Genomic DNA, 18,144 nt, shown 5'->3' on the forward strand with positions numbered 1-18,144 from the left:
CCAATGTTTTGAGAGATATCGAGTTTGCTATTGCAACCGAAATATGCGATACCAAGCCCAAGATTAGTGAACTTCGCAAACTGGAGAAGACATAATGACACGCTTTACAGCATTCGCCGCTGCGCTTTTGATGACTGCAAGCGCGGCTTCCGCACAAGTAACAACTCAAGCCGCTGTTGGTGGTAGCTCCGGCGTTGCCGAGTATCCAACGACAGTTGTCGGCGCAAATGGCGTTACATACGCTTGCAAAGCGCCGACACAAATCGACGGTATCCTTGCCCGTCGTTGTATTGATCCAAGCGCCGCTGGTGGTGTTGGCTTTGAAAGCATGAGCCCTGCCGCTATCGCGGGTATTGCAGCAGTTATTGTTGCCGTTGCAGTTATTGCAAACGACGATGACAACAACACCTCTACAACAACCACAACTAACTAATTTCTTTTAGTACTGTTGGATATTTTTAAGCGCCCCTTCGGGGGCGCTTTTTTCATGCCTTCTAATGTCTGAATTCTGAAAATACAAAAAGCCGCCCCTCATCACGAGGGACGGCTTTAAGATTCTAAAAAGTAGTCTTACACTTCGGGGGAGATGATCTCGTCGTCTACTGTTTCATCGCCCTGATCTGCAATCCAGGCAACGCTTACAACGACCTCGCCGCGGCCGGTGTCGAAGACTTTGACGCCCCCGGCGCTCCGCGAGCGGAAGGAAATACCTTCTACTGGAACGCGAATCGATTGCCCTTTGGACGTGGCGAGCATGATCTGGTCATCTAGTTCGACCGGGAACGAAGCGACGATTTCGCCGCCGCGCATTGCCTTGTCCATCGCCGTTACACCCAGACCGCCGCGCCCGCGCACGGGATAATCGTGGCTGGAGGAAAGCTTGCCCGCGCCTTTTTCTGTGATCGTCAGGAGAAGATTCTCTGCCGCAGACATTTCTGCATAGCGTTCTTGCGAGAAATTCGGATCGGCGGGTGCTTCGTCCTCGTCATTTTCCACATCATCGACAAGACCCGCCATCGCACGGCGCATCTTGAGGTAGGCCGTGCGCTCTTCCGAGGTCGCGTCGAAGTGGCGAATGATCGACATGGATACGACTTTATCGTCCCCGTTCAGCTTGATGCCACGAACCCCGACAGAGGCGCGGCTGTTGAACACGCGCACGTCGGTGGCCGGAAAGCGGATTGCGCGGCCGGAGTTTGTGACCAGCATTACGTCATCATCATTAGAGGCGATGCGTGCGTTAATCAGCGTTGTCTTGGCGTGATCATCCTCAAACTTCATGGCAATTTTGCCGTTACGCATGACGTTGGTGAAATCCGAAAGTTTGTTCCGACGAACAGTACCGGCAGAGGTCGCAAAGACCACCTGCAAATCGTCCCAATCTTTCTCGTCGCGATCCACGGGCATAATCGCCGCAATGGAGACGCCGGTCGGGATCGGCAGGATGTTAACGATCGCCTTACCTTTCGAAGTGCGCCCGCCTTGGGGCAAGCGCCAGGTCTTGAGCTTGTAGACCATGCCGTCCGTCGTAAAGAAAAGTAGTTGCGTGTGGGTATTGGCAACAAAGAGGGTGGTAACCACGTCCTCTTCTTTGGTTTGCATGCCAGAAACACCTTTGCCGCCGCGACGTTGGCTGCGGAAATCGATCAACGGGGTGCGTTTGATATAGCCGCCCGAAGTTACGGTCACGACCATGTCTTCGCGTGCGATCAGATCTTCGTCGTCCATATCGCCGGACCAATCGACGATCTCTGTGCGGCGCGGAACGGCAAAGAGGTCTTTCACCTCGGTCAGCTCGTCGGAGATGATGCCCATGATACGTTCACGGCTGCCCAGAATCTCGAGGTATTCCTGGATTTTCTTGGCCAGTTCTTCCAGCTCGTCGGTGACCTCTTTGACGCCGATCTGAGTCAGGCGCTGCAGGCGCAGCTCCAAGATGGCGCGGGCCTGTGTTTCAGACAGGTTATAGGTCCCATCCTCGTTGGCCGTATGTGTCGGATCGTCGATCAGCGCGATATACTGCAAGATCTGCTCTGCAGGCCAGCGACGCGTCATCAGCTTTTCGCGCGCCTCGGCGGCATCCGCAGAGGATCGGATGGTCGCGACGACCTCGTCGATGTTGGTGACCGCGACGGCCAGACCGCACAGGATGTGGCTGCGTTCACGCGCTTTGCGAAGCAAATAGGCGGTGCGGCGGGCGACAACATCTTCGCGGAAATCAATGAAAGATGTCAGGAACTTGCGCAGGGTAAGCTGCTCTGGCCGGCCGCCGTTCAACGCCAGCATGTTACAGCCGAAATAGGTTTGCATCGGTGTAAAGCGATAGAGCTGGTTCATGACCACTTCGGCGGTGGCATCGCGCTTAAGCTCGATCACGACGCGCACACCGTTCCGGTCGGATTCATCCTGAACATGGGCGATGCCGTCGATCTTCTTCTCGCGCACTTGTTCGGCGATCTTTTCGATCATCGTGGATTTGTTGACCTGATAGCAAATCTCGTCGATGACGATGGCAAACCGGTCCTTGCGAATTTCTTCGACACGGGTCTTGGCCCGCATAATCACGCTGCCGCGCCCCTCAAGGTAGGCTTTGCGTGCACCGGACCGGCCCAACATGATCCCGCCTGTGGGGAAGTCGGGGCCGGGAATATATTCAATCAGCTCTTCCGAGGTCAGATCGGGATTTTCGATCAGCGCCTGACAGGCATCGATCACTTCGCCCAGATTGTGCGGCGGAATGTTCGTCGCCATACCAACGGCGATACCGCCTGCGCCATTAACCAGCATGTTTGGAAAACGTGCAGGCAAAACAGTAGGCTCGCGTTCTTTTCCATCGTAGTTGTCGATGAAATTGACGGTTTCTTTGTCCAGATCGCTGGTCATGAATGACGCGACCTTATCAAGGCGCGATTCCGTATAACGCATGGCTGCAGCACTATCGCCGTCCATGGAGCCGAAGTTACCTTGACCATCAATCAGCGGCAGCGACATCGAAAAGTCCTGAGCCATACGCACCAACGCGTCATAGATCGCGCTGTCACCATGCGGGTGGTAGGAGCCCATCACATCGCCCACGGACTTCGCAGACTTACGGTATGATTTATCGTGCGTAATGCCTTTTTCGTACATCGAATAAATGATGCGGCGATGAACCGGTTTTAGCCCGTCTCGCAGGTCGGGAATGGCGCGCGAAACGATGACCGACATGGCGTAATCCAGATAGGATGTCCGCATCTCGTGTTCGATATCGACCGATGGGCCATCGTACACGGGGCGCGTTGCCGGGATTTCGTCATCGTTTTCAGGGGTTTCTGGCGTCTCGTTCACGTAATCTGCCTAGCTCTTGCTGGTTCTATATCTTGCGGTTTCGTATAGCAGACGGGGCATATCGGGTGCAATGCCTGCGGCCTTGACTGGCGGGGATTCACTTGCACGTCAGGCTAAGTGGTTGAAATGTAATGATACTAATTCTGACGATATATTTGTGGCGCAACGTCAGTTCTGATAGGCGGCAACAGCGCGTGGGTTTGGGGTTAGGGTATAGTCAAACGAGGGGGAAATCACCATGCAACAGATTTTGGTCAATCAAAACGCAATCACTGAAACACGTGTCGTCACAACCCAAGCAGAGCCGCTGGCACCGGGGCAGGCGCGTCTGGCAATCGAAAGCTTTGCGCTCACGTCGAACAATGTCACCTACGCAGCAGCGGGCTTTGACATCGGCTATTGGCAGTTCTTTCCGACGTCCGAGAACGGATGGGGCATTGTGCCGGTCTGGGGCACCGCCAAAGTCGTTGAAAGTCGCACTGACGTGCTAAGCGTTGGTACGCGGCTTTATGGTTTCTACCCGATGGCATCCGAGGTGGTGATCGCCCCTGAAAATGGCACCGCCGGTTTGGTGGATGCAGCGGCACATCGGGCAAAGCTTCCGCTGATCTATAATCAATACACCCCCGTCAAAACCGGCCCTGCATCAGAGGACCACCTGCGTGCCTTGCTGCAACCTTTGCTGGCGACATCCTATCTGATCTACGATTGGTTGCGCGATAATGACTGTTTTGGTGCCGAGCAGATCATCGTGGGCAGCGCGTCGTCCAAAACCGGATTGGGGCTTTGCTGCTATCTGGCCGAACCCAAAGCGCGTGCCTATCAAATCGTGGGCCTGACATCCGTCGGTAACCGCGCTTTTGTCGAAGGGTTGGGGCATTGCGATACCGTGCTGACCTATGACCAGATCGCCGAGCTCGACCACGTGCCGTCCGTCTATGTCGACATGTCCGGCAACAGTACGGTCAAGGCCGAGCTGCATGGCACGTTAAAACACAAGCTTAAACATTCGTCAGCAGTGGGGCTGAGCCATTGGGACCAATTCACCCCGGCGATGCGCCTTGAAGGCCCAAAACCGGAGTTCTTCTTTGCGCCCTCTCAGGTCGCTAAACGTCGGCAGGAGTGGGGGCCTGGTAAGATCGAGGCACAGATTACTGCGGCGTGGAAACGTATCGCCGCCAGCGCATCGGACTGGATGGATGTGCAGGTGCATGAAGGAGTCGAAGCCGCAGAAGGGGTCTATGCCGCGTTGGCCAAAGGCGAAGCCGACCCCAAAATCGGAGCGGTTATCCGTCCGTAGCGCGTCGCGGGCAAGGGGTCAGGCTGAACAGCTTGCCCCGCCCAAGACGCAGAATTTGGCGCAATGGGGGTGGTTCAATGCGATGTCTTTCTCGGCCTCTTCCAGCGAATGCCCCAGCTCAAACTCTTCGCTATAGGGCAGCAGCGTGCAGGCCAGCACCGCTGGTGTCGCGGCCCCCTTGCGTTTGACCACCATCCGCGAGCTTGAACACATCACCGCGTCAGGCGATATGTCTAGAATACCCCAGCAGGATGTCGTGATTTCGGGCACTTCGACGGTTTCATCCATTTCGGGGAAAAGAACTGTCATACCAGGGTCTTGCGCGTCGATGTCAAAGCCGTGTTCAGCATAGAAGACCCCATAGCCGGCGCGGCTGTCTTCATCTGTCGCGCCGAAAACCGATCGCCCTGCGACGGCCATGCGGATACCGTTGTCGCGTAGCCATTTCATACCGGTGACCGTCTTTTGCAGCGCACCAGCACCGCGTTCTGCGTCATGCAAATCGGTCCGGTAATGATCCACTGAAATCCGCAAGGTCAGCTTGTCGGGATAAGCCTCGTTCAGGCGTGCCAGACCGGCCTGCACCGATTTGCGCATCATCGGGCGCATTGCGTTGGTGAGGATCAGCACATCGTATCCGGCTTCAAGCGAGGCTTCCGTGATCTCGATCATCTGCGGGTTCATGAAGGGTTCGCCGCCGGTAAAAGCGATTTCCGTCACGGGCCAGTTCCGCTGCGTGATTTGCCCCAGGTAATCACGCACGTCGTCCGCGGTAATATAGACCAGCGCGTCATTCGTCGGGCTGGATGCGATATAGCAGTTCACGCATTCGATGTTGCACAGGGTGCCGGTATTGAACCACAGGGTTTGCGGGTTTGTCAGGCTTACCGTCGCGCGGGGTTCGCCCTTGGCGGTCAAGGCAGGGTCTTGAAACTTACCGATATTTGCGTCGACAACGTCTTTCATAAAGAACCGGGCCTCACCTGATATAATTAATTTTTCTTTGTCTATGCGAATGGTATGCGCAATAAAACCCCGTGTCATTTCGCGCACAGACTTGTGAAAAGCGGAAATCTCGTTATGTTTGCGCTAACATTACATTTCGGTACCCAAAAGTCGTAGCCTCGCGACAAGGAGCATCCACATGGTATCACGCGTCATTCCGGTCGACCCCTTTGATCTGGTGATTTTCGGCGGCACAGGCGATCTGGCCCGCCGCAAGATCCTGCCGGGGTTGTTTCGGCGTTTTTGTTCAGGGCAGATGCCCGAAAACGCCCGTGTCATTGGTGCAGCCCGTACGGAAATGGACCGCGCAGGCTATCAGCAGATGATCCGCGAGGCGATTGCCGAATTCAACGGTGACTTCGAGCACGACAAGGCTCAGCTTGAGGGGTTCATTGACCGTCTTGAGTATGTTGCGATTGATGCAAAGGGCGAAGACGGCTGGGTTGAGCTGCAAAAGTTGATGGCAGGAACCGAGCGGGTAGAGGCCTATTATTTCTCTGTCTCGCCCGCGTTGTTCGGTGATCTGGCCGAGCGTTTGCAACAATGGGGCATGGCCGATGCGCAAAGCCGGATCGTGGTTGAAAAGCCGTTCGGCCGCGACCTCAAGACCGCGCAAGCGTTGAACGCGACGCTGGCCAAGTATTTTGACGAAAGCCAGATCTACCGGATCGACCATTATCTGGGCAAAGAGACGGTGCAAAACCTGATGGCCGTGCGTTTTGGCAATATGCTGTTTGAACCCTTGTGGAACAGCCAATACGTCGATCACATCCAGATCACCGTGGCCGAAACCGTCGGCGTCGGGGGCAGGGGTGAATACTATGACAAGTCGGGTGCCATGCGCGACATGGTGCAAAACCACCTGATGCAACTGTTGTGTTTGATTGCGATGGAACCCCCCGCGCGGTTTGATCCCGACGCGGTGCGCGATGAAAAGCTCAAGGTGATCCGCGCGCTGGACCCCGTGCTACCGCATCATATTGCCCGTGGACAGTATCAGGCAGAGCCGTGCAACGAGGCCGAACAACCGGGGTACCGTACCGCCGTTGGTGATCCGCGCTCGCGCACCGAAAGCTTTGTCGCGCTGAAAACCCACATCAGCAACTGGCGATGGGCTGGGACGCCCTTCTATCTGCGCACCGGCAAACGCATGGCCGCGCGCTCGTCCGAGATTACAGTCGTGTTCAAGGAAACGCCGCATTCGATTTTCACCGAAGATGCGGGTCGTCATCGTAACGTCCTGTCGATCCGACTGCAGCCGAACGAGGGCATTACCCTTGGCGTGACGATCAAGGAACCGGGCCCGGGCGGCATGCGTTTGGTGGATGTGCCTTTGGATATGACATTTGCCGACGCATTGGGCCCTGATGGGTCGGAACAGGTCGACGCCTATGAACGTCTGATCATGGATGTCATCCGTGGCAACCAGACCCTGTTCATGCGCGGCGACGAGGTGGAGGCCGCATGGGCCTGGACCGACCCGATCATCCAGGGCTGGGAAGCACGCAACGATGTGCCCAAACCCTACGACAGCGGGTCTGATGGCCCGACAGATGCCAACGAACTGATGCGCCGTGACCAGCGGCAATGGCGGGAGTATTCTGCATGAAGTTGATCGAATATGCCGACCGCGAAGTCCTTGCGATGGACCTCGCCAATCTGATCGCGGGAGAGCTGAAAAATGCGCTCCTGTCCCATGACACGGTCAGCTTTGCCGTGCCCGGCGGGACAACACCGGGGCCAATCTTTGACAGTCTCAGCGGGGCCAATCTGGACTGGTCGCGCGTGCAGGTTATGCTGGGGGACGAACGCTGGGTCGCGCCGGATCACGAGATGTCAAACGCACGGCTTTTACGCAACCGCTTGCTGGTCGGGCGTGCGGCGCAGGCGGGCTTTACGCCGTTCTATGTGGACGGGCTGACCTCGGCCGAGGCGGCAGAAACGCTGTCACCGCAAATCGAATCCAAGCTGCCGTTGTCGGTGCTGTTGCTCGGAATGGGCACGGATATGCACACCGCATCGCTTTTCCCCGGCTCCAACGGACTGGAGGCCGCGATGGCCGTGGACGCGCCAGCGGTCTGTCCGATCAATGTCGACGGGCAGGATATCGGGCGCATTACCCTGTCGCGTCGGGTGCTTGAGGGCGCGATGTCAAAGCATCTTGTGATTTTCGGCGATGAAAAACGCGCAGCGGTGGAGCAGGCGCAAAGCCTGCCGGCCCTAGAGGCCCCCATCGGCGCAGTATTGAACGAGGCGACAGTACATTGGGCACCATGAATTCCTTTGACGATTTGCGCCAGATGCAGGCGGCGGTGCAGGACCGCTCTATCCTGTCCTTGTTCGACACCCCCGACCGAGCCCGCGAGTTCAGCGCGCAGACCGGGGACATGCTGTTCGATTTCTCTAAAACCAACCTCGACCGAGCCACAATGGATGCGCTGATCGGGTTGATTGATGCCGCCGATGTGCCTGCGCGGCGTGACGCGATGTTCGCTGGTGGCAAAATAAACGAGACCGAAGACCGTGCAGTGCTGCACACCGCACTTCGCAATCTCGACGGCGGGCCAGTGATGGTAGACGGGGAAGATGTGATGCCGGGCATCCATCACACGCTCGACCGGATGCGCGATTTCGCCGACAAAATCCGCAGCAGTAAAATCACCGATGTGGTCAATATCGGTATCGGGGGCTCTGATCTGGGGCCTGCGATGGCTGTACAGGCGCTGTCGCCCTATCATGACGGGCCGCGCTGCCACTTTGTATCGAACGTCGACGGGGCACATATTTCGGATACGCTGCGGGGACTTAACGCGAAAACCACGCTGGTGATCGTCGCCTCCAAGACCTTTACCACGATAGAGACAATGACCAACGCCCGCACCGCGCGCGCATGGATGACGGAAAATGACGGCGACCCCGCGACACAGTTTGCAGCGCTCAGCACGGCGCAGGACAAAACGTCCGATTTCGGGATTGATGCGGATCAGGTCTTTGGTTTCGATGACTGGGTCGGCGGACGATACTCTGTCTGGGGGCCCATTGGCCTCTCGCTAATGATCGCCATCGGGCCGCGTGCATTTGATGCGTTCCTGCGTGGCGGCCAAGCGATGGATCGCCACTTTTGCGCCGCAGCCCCGCATGAAAACATGCCGATGTTGCTGGCTTTGGTCGGCATCTGGCACAATCAGATTTGCGACTATGCAACACGCGCGGTGCTGCCGTATGACCAGCGTCTGGGGCAGCTGCCCGACTATCTGCAACAGCTCGAAATGGAATCAAACGGCAAATCCACCCTCATGGACGGCACGAATGCGCCCTATAACACAGGACCCGTCGTCTGGGGCGCAGCCGGCACCAATGGGCAGCACGCATTCTATCAACTGATCCACCAGGGCACCCGCGTCATTGCCTGCGAATTCCTGATCGCAGCCAATGGCCATGAGCCTGACCTTACGCACCACCACAAGCTGTTGATCGCCAACTGCCTCGCACAATCCGAAGCATTGATGCGCGGCAGGTCCCTGCAAGAAGCGTCTGAACTGATGGCTGCAAAAGGCCTGACCGGGGCCGAGCTTGACCGGCAAGCCCGACACCGCGTGTTTTCCGGGAACCGCCCATCAACGACGCTGATCTATCCGCTGCTCGACCCTTTCACATTGGGCCAGATTATTGCGCTTTATGAACACCGCGTCTTCGTCGAGGGCAGCATTCTGGGGATCAACTCTTTCGATCAATGGGGGGTGGAACTGGGCAAGGAACTGGCAACATCGCTCCAGCCCATCGTCAATGGCGAGGCACCTGCCACAGATAAAGACGGCTCAACCGCGGCACTGGTCGCCTTCATCGCGAAACACGCTGACTGACGATCACAGCTTCATTTTGCCAAATAAGCTCCGGGGAGTGTGAGGGGCAGCGCTCCTCATCCCCAGCAGCACGCATGACGCTGAATATTATCCATTAACCTTAATGTCATAGGTCACCCAGCCCGTGCGCGTCGCCAGCTTGTCGTACACGCCGCGGCCACGATAGTTGTCTTCTGCCGTGATCCAACGCACGGTACCCCACCCTTTTTGCTGCGCCACCGCCTCTACCGCTTTGATCAGCGCTTGGGCAGCACCGGTACCACGCGCCTGAGGGCTGACAAACAGGTCGTCCAGAAAACAGTTCGTCATCGCGCGCAGCTGACTGACAAACGGGCGATAGTGGGTGAAGCCAACGATGGAGCCGTTCTCATCCTGCGCCACGATGCACTTGCTGCCGTGGTCTGCGTCCATCAGCCAGCCATAGACGGTCTCGCGCATTTGGGCGGTCTGATCGACCTTGTAAAAGGCGGCATATCCGGCAAAGAGATCTTCCCAAGCGCTGCGATCAGCGGCTTCCATCGGGCGCGTGGTGATGGTCATATCATGTGGTCCCTTTCTCGGTTTTACCCGCAGCGGTTATCCCTCGGGGCGGGCGTTTTCCGTCTGCTCAAAATACTGTTTCAAACGGTCGGGCAGGGGATAGCGGCCAGCGCCGTCCCGCTCTAGCATCACCAGTATACATTCAAATGTCGCGCGCAGCTCGTTGCCGACCCAGACCTCTTGCGCCAGCGCGTAAGAGGTGTTGCGAAAGCTGGTACAGCGACAGGTTACGATGTAGTTCTCACGCTCCAGCATCTCTTGCAAATAGCGGATCGACCCTGATCGGATCACCACGCGCGGACCAGGGCTATCGATCAGCCCACGTTCGACCAACGACTGCGTGTACCGGATGCGCAACCGTTCGAACCATTCGAAATAGACGGTATTGTTGACGTGGTTATTCGTGTCCAAATCAGAGAACCGGACCTGATCTGCCATGGCCAACGGCTGCGGCGTGGGCATACCGGCGGCACGCTGTTGATCGGAGGAAAGCGGGGTATGGTAAATGACTGTCATAGAACCCTGCGTAAGCAGCAATGAGGGCGCTTGCAAGACCGGGGTGATTTGTCCATTTTGCAGCCAACTAACAAATGGGAGGATGCGCCATGCTTGGCCAAATGATGAATAAACCACTGCTGATCTCGAGCTTGATCGAACACGCACAACGTTTTCACAGCGAGACAGAGATCGTTTCGGTCAAGACCACCGGCGGGCTAGAACAGACCTCGTGGGGGCAGGTTGCGCGCAATTCCCGTGCGCTTGCGTCGGCGCTGACCAATCTGGGTCTGGACCCGCAAGCCCGTTGCGGCACCATCGCTTGGAACAACCGTCGCCACCTTGAAATCTACTTTGGCGCATCGGGCGGTGGCTTTGTCTGTCACACCATCAACCCGCGTCTGTTCCCCGAACAGCTGGTCTATATCCTGAACCACGCCGAAGATAAGGTGCTGTTCATCGACAAGACCTTCGTGCCTCTGATTGCAGGCATTCAAGACAAGCTTGAGCATCTCGAACATGTCGTTCTGATGGAAGGCACCGACGAAGAGGCCGCCGCGCAGCTGCCCGGCATCAAGTTCTATGACGATTTCATCGCCAGCGGCGACCCCGAGTTTATCTGGCCCGATCTGGACGAGAACACCGCATCGAGCCTGTGCTACACCTCTGGTACCACCGGCAACCCCAAGGGCGTTCTGTATTCGCACCGATCTACCGTGCTGCACAGCTTTGGCATCAACTTGGCCGACAGCATCGCGATCACCGCGAAAGACGTGGTTCTGCCCGTTGTGCCCATGTTCCACGTCAACGCTTGGGGCGCGCCCTATGCCTGCGCGATGGTCGGTGCCGCGATGGTGATGCCCGGCCCGGGTCTGGATGGCCCGTCGCTGGTAAAGCTGATTGATGAGAACCATGTATCGCTAGCGCTTGGCGTGCCGACCATCTGGCTGGGCCTGCTGAACGAAGCAGCCAAGATCGGCAGCAAGCTTGAAAGCTTGCAGCGTACGGTCGTCGGTGGATCGGCCTGTCCGCCGTCGATGATGACCACCTTCCGCGAGAAATACGGGGTAGAGACGATCCACGCGTGGGGCATGACAGAAATGTCGCCCGTGGGCAGCATCAACCAGCTGCTGGCCAAACACAGCAAGCTGCCCGCAGCAGAGCAGAACAAGCTACGCGAAAACCAAGGCCGTCCGGTTTACGGCGTCGATCTCGAAATTCTTGATGACGAAGGCAATCCTGTCGCCCATGATGGCGTGACGCAGGGTGATCTGGTCACCAAAGGGTACTGGATCCTTGAAAGTTATTTCCGCAAGACACGCAGCGAGACGTTGAACAAGGACGGTTGGTTCGACACGGGCGACGTGGCAACAATGGACGCTGACGGCTACGTCACGATCCGTGACCGATCCAAGGATATCATCAAGTCGGGCGGGGAGTGGATCAGCTCTGTCGAGCTGGAAAACATCGCGATCGCTCACCCCCAGATCGCCGACGCTGCAGTCATCGGAGCGCGCCACGAGAAATGGGACGAACGCCCGATCCTGATTGCCGTCAAGGCTGAAGGCCAGGACCCGAGCGAGGCGGATGTCTTGTCGATTTTCGAGGATAAGATCGCCAAGTGGCAGATCCCCGATTGCGTCGTCTTCACGGATGCGTTGCCACGGAACGCAACTGGAAAAGTGCTCAAGCGTGATCTGCGCGAAAGCTTCGGCGACGTGCTGATGAACGGCGAATGAAAGCCTACACCGGGACAGGTTTACTGCCCCGGTGTCCAGCCATGGTTCTGTCCCGTGTCCGAAATATCTACGGGGCAGAGCGTTTATATAGGGTCTTTCACGGCGCGGCCAATTTCAGACGTAGGTTTGTCGCCTACATCTGCACCGCGTGCAGACCTTTTGCGGCATTGTCGTGCTGTCACGCCATTTGTGGAAGTTAAGTTTGCACGGCACGCGCGAAAGCGCCCGAACGAGCTTCGAAATCATGTTTCACCTGAGATGTTTGCCAATCAATAATGGCAAAAAATTAAAATGGGTAATCGTAAATATTTACTAGTTATCTAAATATTAGCGCAATTTAAAGGTGCATTGTCCAGAGGGTATTATGCTTAAGCGTTAACGCCTAACGCTTAACGCTACGTCGGGTGATAGGTCTGTATAGCGGCTGACCGTCAGACAGAGGCTGGTACGTCCCATTTCATATAATGATAATGGCCTACGCTTTTTATTCATGCCAGAAATTGACTTTACGCCGCCCATAAAAATGCCGCGGAGCGGGGCATCCACTACGCGGTATTTTTGACCTAGGCTCGATTTTTTCGCCTCCAACGCGTCACCCGCGTCCGCGATAGGGCGGCACACCTTGGTCTGGAATCCAGACATTTTTCGGCGTTTCGCCGGTCTGCCAGAATACATCGATGGGAATACCGCCGCGTGGGTACCAATAGCCGCCGATGCGCAGCCAGCGCGGCGATAGCAGTCCGACCAGACGGCGACCGATCGAGACGGTGCAATCTTCGTGAAACGCACCGTGGTTGCGGAACGCGCCCAGATACAGTTTGAGCGATTTGGACTCGACCAGATACTGATCCGGTACGTAGTCGATCACCAGATGCGCAAAGTCGGGCTGGCCGGTCATCGGGCAAAGCGACGTAAATTCGGGCGCGGTGAAGCGGACGCAATAGTCAACGTCAGCTTGCGGGTTTGACACCTTTTCCAGCATCGCTTCTTCAGGTGAAGCGGGAAGCTCGGTCTTTCCGCCAAGCTGCTGCAAATCGCTATAAATCGTTTCCATAAATTCTCCTGATGCGGGTCAGACCCCGCGTTTGTTGCCCCAAAGCAATACATGTAGCTGCGGCAGAAGGCGCGGGGTGAACCAGCGGTCGGCCATGGTTTTATCAACCAGCCAAAGCAGCTTATCCGCCAACATCTGCGGATCGACGGCAACGTTGGGGTCAACCTCATCGTTGCCCGGTTGCAGGTAGAGCGGTAATTTGGGATAGCGTGCGGCGGCGTCGCGGGCCCAGTCATAGTCGGCGTCATCGAAGATCACGATCTTCATCACCACTTGGCCGGCGGTTTCACCAGCAACGATGCAACGATCGAACGCGGCCCAGTCAACCGTTTCACCGCTCGACGGTGGTTTAGGGCTCAGCACGAGACAATCCAGCTGGCCGAACCACGGTTTCGAAATTGAACCCTGAGTCTCGCAGGCGAAACGGTAGTCTTTCTCATGGCCAAGGCGGATCAGCGGGGCAAAGTCCTGAATTGCGGGATTGCCGCCCGACAGCGACACGGTTAACGGCGCGTCTCCTGACAGGCGCTGAACCTCCTGCCAGACCGCATCAGAGGACATCGCGGCCCAATCGTGGCGAAACGCGGGGTCGACCGCATGCATGCTATCGCACCACAGGCAGCGATAATCACATCCGCCCGTGCGCACGAAGACGGTGGGCTCACCAATCAGCGCGCCTTCGCCCTGAATGGTGGGGCCGAAAATTTCGGCTATGCGTAGCTGGCTCATGGCCGATATTCGGCCCATGTTTTGGGCGTCTCGCTGACCTTGACGGATGTGGTTTCAGGCCAACGGCCCGCACACCATTCATACAGATGCCGCGCCATGTTTTCGCCGGTCGAGGCAAAATTGAGCACGTCGTTAAGATGGCGGTGATCGAGCGTCTCGTCGATATAAGTCTTGAGCGGCCTAAGCTCGCCGTAGTCGCGAACAAAACCATCAGCGTTCAGTTCTTTGGCCCGAAGTTCGACCACCACGACATAGTTATGCCCGTGCAGGCGGGCACATTGATGATCCTCGGGCAGATGTGATAGCTGATGCGAGGCGGAAAAGTGAAACTCTTTGGTGATTGTGAACATCAGGACAGGATCCTGCGTTTGATTGCCTCTGCCCAGAAGTCAGGGTCTTCATACTGGGTGGGGTCGGTCACGCCTGCAAGGTCGAACGCCTCGCGCCGCTCCACGCACGTGCCGCACCGCCCGCAGTGATGTGCGCCGCCCTTATAGCAGGACCACGTCTCGGCAAAGGGGGTGTTGTGGCGCTGCCCTTCGGTCACGATATCGGCCTTGGTTCGGTGGACGAACGGTGTGTAAAGCGACACGTCTGCATAGCCATCCAGCGCCATATATTGCATGAACTCAAACGCTTGGGTGAAATCGGGACGGCAATCGGGGTAGATGAAGTGGTCACCCCCGTGCACAGCCGTGGCGACCGATTGATCCCCACGGGCCGCGGCGATCCCGTAAGCGACCGACATCATTATCGCGTTGCGGTTCGGCACAACAGTGACGCGCATGGTATCTTCGGCGTAATGCCCGTCGGGTACGTCAATATCATCGGTCAACGCCGAGCCCGTCAATGCGGCCCCAATGCCGCGCATGTCGATGATATCGTGCGGGACGCCAAGGCGCGTTGCACATAGTGCCGCGTAATCCAGCTCTTTGCGGTGCCGCTGGCCATAGTCAAAGGACACCAGGCCCGTCAGCTTGCGTTGTGCCGCCACCATATGAGCAAGCGACACAGAATCTAATCCGCCGGAGCAGACAACAATCGTTTTCATATCTTAACCCTTGTTTTGATACCCGGGTAGGCTGCGACCGGGAAGGCGCCTGATAAACGAGGTGACCATAGATGCCAAGGGGGGCAGGTGTCATAAATTCCTTAGATGCAACAGGTCGGGTCATCTCAACGTAGAAACGCCGCCAGAGTAGAAAACTCTGGCGGCGTTTCGATGCAGCTGCGCTAGCGGGGGGGGGCGGGAAGCAAAAACGCCTGGGGGCTTAAGCCGATTGCATCAATAGCGCTATGTTTTTCCACTCAGGGCCGGACACCGCTTTGACCAACGCCGCTGCCACATCGCCACGCGCCGCTTTCGCTTTTACGTCCACGTCGTCACCAAAAATCATGTTGCGGTTACCCGCATCGTCCGTCAGCGCGACGGGGCGCAGTATGGCGTATTCCATGCCTGAATTCTGCAAGTGCACATCAGCGTCGTGTTTTGCTTGCAGGTAATGCGCAAGTTCGCTGTCGGGGTCTGGGGTATCCGCACCGACACTGCTTAGCATTACAAAGCGCGAGACACCCGACTTGGCGGCAATATCGATAAGATCTTTGGCACCGTCACGGTCAACCTTATCGGTCATCTCTGGCCCAGATGATCCGCCGGACCCTGCGGCAAAGATCACGGCGTCACAGCCTTCGCAGGCGTCGGAGGTCAGGTTGGTCAGATCGCCTTTGCGCAGCACCACGTCGGAGGCAAGCGCGCTGGTGTCAGAAGAATCCCGGACCAGTGCGATTGGCGTGTGCCCCTGTTCTCGCAGTTGTTCGGTAACACGGATGCCGGTTTTGCCGGTCGCGCCGGCAACGAGAATGTTCATTAGTTTGGTCCTTTGCACTTTGGTCGCGGTTTAAGTTGCCCACTGCGCACGGGTTACGCGCAGTGGGCGATATCTTAGAGAAGCGACAGGAGTTTATGCGCCGCTTCCTCGGAGGACGCGGGGTTCTGGCCGGTGACCAACTTGCCATCGGTCACAACGAAGGATGCCCAGTCGTCACCCTTTTTATAAGTGCCGCCATTGGATTTAAGCATGTCCTCGACAAGGAAAGGCACAACGTCCGTGAGGCCCACGGCCTCTTCTTCGGTGTTGGTGAAACCGGTGACGGTTTTGCCAGATACCAGCGGCTTGTCGTCGGTACCTTTGGTGTGTTTGAATACCGCGGGCGCATGGCAGACGGCCCCGACGGGGCGGTCGCTGGCGGCAAAGGTTTCGATCAGGTTGATGCTGGATTTGTCTTCGGCCAGATCCCACAGCGGGCCGTGGCCGCCTGGGTAGAAGATCGCATCGAAACCGTCAGCCGATACGTCTGACAGCACTTTGGTGTTGGCCAGTTCTTTTTGCGCAGCATCGTCGCCCTTGAAGCGTTTTGTCGCTTCTGTCTGCGCATCTTCGGCATCGCTGGAGGGATCGAGCGGGGGTTGGCCGCCTTTGGGCGAGGCCAACGTGACCTCTGCGCCAGCGTCTTTAAAGACGTAGTAGGGGGCCGCGAACTCTTCGAGCCAGAAACCGGTTTTGTTGCCAGTATCGCCCAGCTTGTCGTGGGAGGTGAGTACCATGAGAATTTTCATGTGAGAGGGCCTTTCAATTCATTTCGCCATACCGATCGGGGCGTCATGGGTGACACCGCAATAGCGATCGCGTAGACCGTCTAACGATTGGGGTCGCGGGTTGTTCCCAACCCTGTCTGACGTTTTTGTGACCTGCGTAAGCGCGGGCGGTGCAATCGGCGAAGCACACTGGCATCGCGAGGGCAAAGCGACTAAACCCGCGGTAGTTTTTCGCGGGGGAGTTTCGCCGGATGCACAAGATCGAAATAGCAGAGCGGCCGCATTGGCGCGACCATGCGAAAGAGGTCGGCTTTAGCTTTGCGGATATGCACGGCGAACCCTATTGGGACGAAACGTCGGCCTATGCGTTTTCGCTCGACCAGATCGAGAATGACATCGAAGACCCCGCAACCGCGCTGCACGGCATGTGCCGTGAGGCGGTGGACCATATTCTGACCAGCGAAGAATTGCTGGACAGGCTTGCGATCCCAGAAGGTCACCGCGACCTCGTCGCCGACAGCTGGAAACGGGCTGATCCCGAAATCTATGGCCGTTTTGATCTGGCCTATGACGGGCAGGGGCCTGCCAAGCTGCTAGAATACAACGCCGACACACCCACGTCGCTATATGAAAGTGCCGCGTTCCAGTGGCAGTGGCTGGAGGACCATCTTGAGGCAGGCACGCTGCCCGAAGGGGCCGACCAGTTCAACGGTATCCACGAAGCCTTGGTCGCACGGTTTGCGGATGTGTTCGAACCCGACAGCGATCTTCATTTCACGGCGGTCGCGGGCAATCCCGAAGACTACGGCACCGTCGAAGCGATGGGATGGGCCGCCCGGGAGGCGGGACTTGGGGCGCATTATTTCGACCTCGATAAGATCGCACTGAGCGATGACGGGCAGTTTCTGGATGACGAAGACCGCCGGATCGCCGTGTTGTTCAAGCTCTACCCGTGGGAAGACCTGTTGCGCGATGACTATGCCGACCACATCGCCGGATCGGGCTGTCTGTTTCTTGAACCCGCATGGAAGGCACTGCTGTCTAACAAGGGGCTGCTGCCCGTGCTGTGGGAGATGTTCGAGGACCACCCGAACCTGCTGCCGGCGTTTTTCGAACACGATGTCGGTGATGCGATGGCGGGGCGCGGGTCGGTTACGGGACGCGCTGCCGAGGCATTCGAGCGCGCGCGCGAAGCACTGACGCTTGCTCATGTGCGCAAACCGATCCTGTCGCGCGAAGGGGCTTCAATCGAGATTGTGAAAAACGGCCAAATCATCGAAAGCGCCATCAACACGGAGTATGCCGAACATCCGCGCATCCTGCAGGCTTATGCGCCATTGCCGACATTCGACGGGATGCGTCCGGTTGTTGGGGCTTGGATCATCGGGCAAGAATGTGTCGGGATCGGCCTGCGCGAGGATCGCACTAGGATCACGCAGGATTTGTCGCGTTTCAAACCCCATTACATTGCGCCGTATTCCGGTTAGCATCTTCCC

Annotated in this window: 17 protein-coding genes; 7 read left to right on the plus strand and 10 right to left on the minus strand. The window is 57.3% G+C overall.

Annotation, left to right across the window (positions count from 1 at the left end; genetic code table 11):
- Positions 1-94: 94 nt before the first annotated feature.
- The gene (locus E5180_RS03625; protein WP_138923200.1) at positions 95-433 is read left to right on the plus strand and encodes a hypothetical protein; all 339 of its coding nucleotides are present in this window, start codon (positions 95-97) and stop codon (positions 431-433) included.
- A gap of 137 nt (positions 434-570) precedes the next feature.
- Here E5180_RS03625 and gyrA read toward each other — a convergent pair whose 3' ends face one another.
- Positions 571-3,327, minus strand: coding sequence for a DNA gyrase subunit A (gyrA, locus tag E5180_RS03630; protein WP_138923201.1), 2,757 nt, complete (start codon positions 3,325-3,327; stop codon positions 571-573).
- Positions 3,328-3,565: 238 nt separating this feature from the next.
- On the opposite strand from gyrA, the gene E5180_RS03635 reads away from it, so the two are divergent.
- Entirely contained in the window at positions 3,566-4,627 is a 1,062-nt protein-coding gene (locus E5180_RS03635) for a DUF2855 family protein (protein WP_138923202.1), read from the plus strand.
- An 18-nt stretch (positions 4,628-4,645) separates the two neighbouring features.
- On the opposite strand, the gene E5180_RS03640 is transcribed toward E5180_RS03635, so the two are convergent.
- Complete coding sequence (locus E5180_RS03640; RefSeq protein WP_138923203.1) at positions 4,646-5,593, minus strand: radical SAM protein; 948 nt, start codon at positions 5,591-5,593, stop codon at positions 4,646-4,648.
- 178 nt (positions 5,594-5,771) lie between these two features.
- On the opposite strand from E5180_RS03640, the gene zwf reads away from it, so the two are divergent.
- The 3 genes from zwf to pgi are packed head-to-tail and all read left to right on the plus strand — an operon-like array spanning position 5,772 to position 9,495.
- On the plus strand, positions 5,772-7,241 hold the full coding sequence (gene zwf, locus E5180_RS03645; protein ID WP_138923204.1) for a glucose-6-phosphate dehydrogenase: 1,470 nt from the start codon (positions 5,772-5,774) through the stop codon (positions 7,239-7,241).
- Positions 7,238-7,909: a 6-phosphogluconolactonase gene (pgl, locus tag E5180_RS03650; protein ID WP_138923205.1), complete on the plus strand. Its 672-nt coding sequence runs from the start codon at positions 7,238-7,240 to the stop codon at positions 7,907-7,909. Before zwf ends, pgl begins: the two co-directional genes overlap by 4 nt.
- Complete coding sequence (gene pgi, locus E5180_RS03655; RefSeq protein ID WP_138923206.1) at positions 7,906-9,495, plus strand: glucose-6-phosphate isomerase; 1,590 nt, start codon at positions 7,906-7,908, stop codon at positions 9,493-9,495. The genes pgl and pgi overlap by 4 nt, the downstream gene beginning before the upstream one ends.
- A gap of 87 nt (positions 9,496-9,582) precedes the next feature.
- On the opposite strand, the gene E5180_RS03660 is transcribed toward pgi, so the two are convergent.
- Together E5180_RS03660 and E5180_RS03665 are read right to left on the minus strand one after the other, a co-directional pair.
- The gene (locus E5180_RS03660; protein WP_138923207.1) at positions 9,583-10,035 is read right to left on the minus strand and encodes a GNAT family N-acetyltransferase; all 453 of its coding nucleotides are present in this window, start codon (positions 10,033-10,035) and stop codon (positions 9,583-9,585) included.
- Positions 10,036-10,071: 36 nt separating this feature from the next.
- Entirely contained in the window at positions 10,072-10,551 is a 480-nt protein-coding gene (locus E5180_RS03665; RefSeq protein WP_138923208.1) for an acyl-CoA thioesterase, read from the minus strand.
- A gap of 89 nt (positions 10,552-10,640) precedes the next feature.
- On the opposite strand from E5180_RS03665, the gene E5180_RS03670 reads away from it, so the two are divergent.
- Entirely contained in the window at positions 10,641-12,269 is a 1,629-nt protein-coding gene (locus E5180_RS03670) for a long-chain-fatty-acid--CoA ligase (protein ID WP_138923209.1), read from the plus strand.
- Positions 12,270-12,861: 592 nt separating this feature from the next.
- Here E5180_RS03670 and queF read toward each other — a convergent pair.
- The 6 genes from queF to E5180_RS03700 form a co-directional block, all read right to left on the minus strand.
- The gene (gene queF / locus E5180_RS03675) at positions 12,862-13,323 is read right to left on the minus strand and encodes a preQ(1) synthase (protein WP_093732351.1); all 462 of its coding nucleotides are present in this window, start codon (positions 13,321-13,323) and stop codon (positions 12,862-12,864) included.
- 18 nt (positions 13,324-13,341) lie between these two features.
- Entirely contained in the window at positions 13,342-14,052 is a 711-nt protein-coding gene (gene queE, locus E5180_RS03680) for a 7-carboxy-7-deazaguanine synthase QueE (RefSeq protein WP_138923210.1), read from the minus strand.
- Positions 14,049-14,402, minus strand: a complete 354-nt coding sequence (gene queD / locus E5180_RS03685; RefSeq protein WP_138923211.1) for a 6-carboxytetrahydropterin synthase QueD — start codon at positions 14,400-14,402, stop codon at positions 14,049-14,051. The genes queE and queD overlap by 4 nt, the downstream gene beginning before the upstream one ends.
- The gene (gene queC, locus E5180_RS03690) at positions 14,402-15,103 is read right to left on the minus strand and encodes a 7-cyano-7-deazaguanine synthase QueC (protein ID WP_138923212.1); all 702 of its coding nucleotides are present in this window, start codon (positions 15,101-15,103) and stop codon (positions 14,402-14,404) included. The genes queD and queC overlap by 1 nt, the downstream gene beginning before the upstream one ends.
- Positions 15,104-15,323: 220 nt before the next feature.
- Complete coding sequence (locus E5180_RS03695; protein WP_138923213.1) at positions 15,324-15,920, minus strand: SDR family oxidoreductase; 597 nt, start codon at positions 15,918-15,920, stop codon at positions 15,324-15,326.
- 74 nt (positions 15,921-15,994) lie between these two features.
- Positions 15,995-16,669 carry a type 1 glutamine amidotransferase domain-containing protein gene (locus E5180_RS03700; RefSeq protein WP_138923214.1) on the minus strand — a complete coding sequence of 225 codons (675 nt, stop codon included), beginning with the start codon at positions 16,667-16,669 and terminating at the stop codon, positions 15,995-15,997.
- A 230-nt stretch (positions 16,670-16,899) separates the two neighbouring features.
- Here E5180_RS03700 and E5180_RS03705 point away from each other — a divergent pair, with 230 nt between their 5' ends.
- Positions 16,900-18,135, plus strand: coding sequence for a glutathionylspermidine synthase family protein (locus tag E5180_RS03705; protein WP_138923215.1), 1,236 nt, complete (start codon positions 16,900-16,902; stop codon positions 18,133-18,135).
- Positions 18,136-18,144 lie beyond the last annotated feature (9 nt).

It is taken from the genome of Sulfitobacter sp. BSw21498 (assembly GCF_006064855.1).
GTDB lineage: Bacteria > Pseudomonadota > Alphaproteobacteria > Rhodobacterales > Rhodobacteraceae > Sulfitobacter.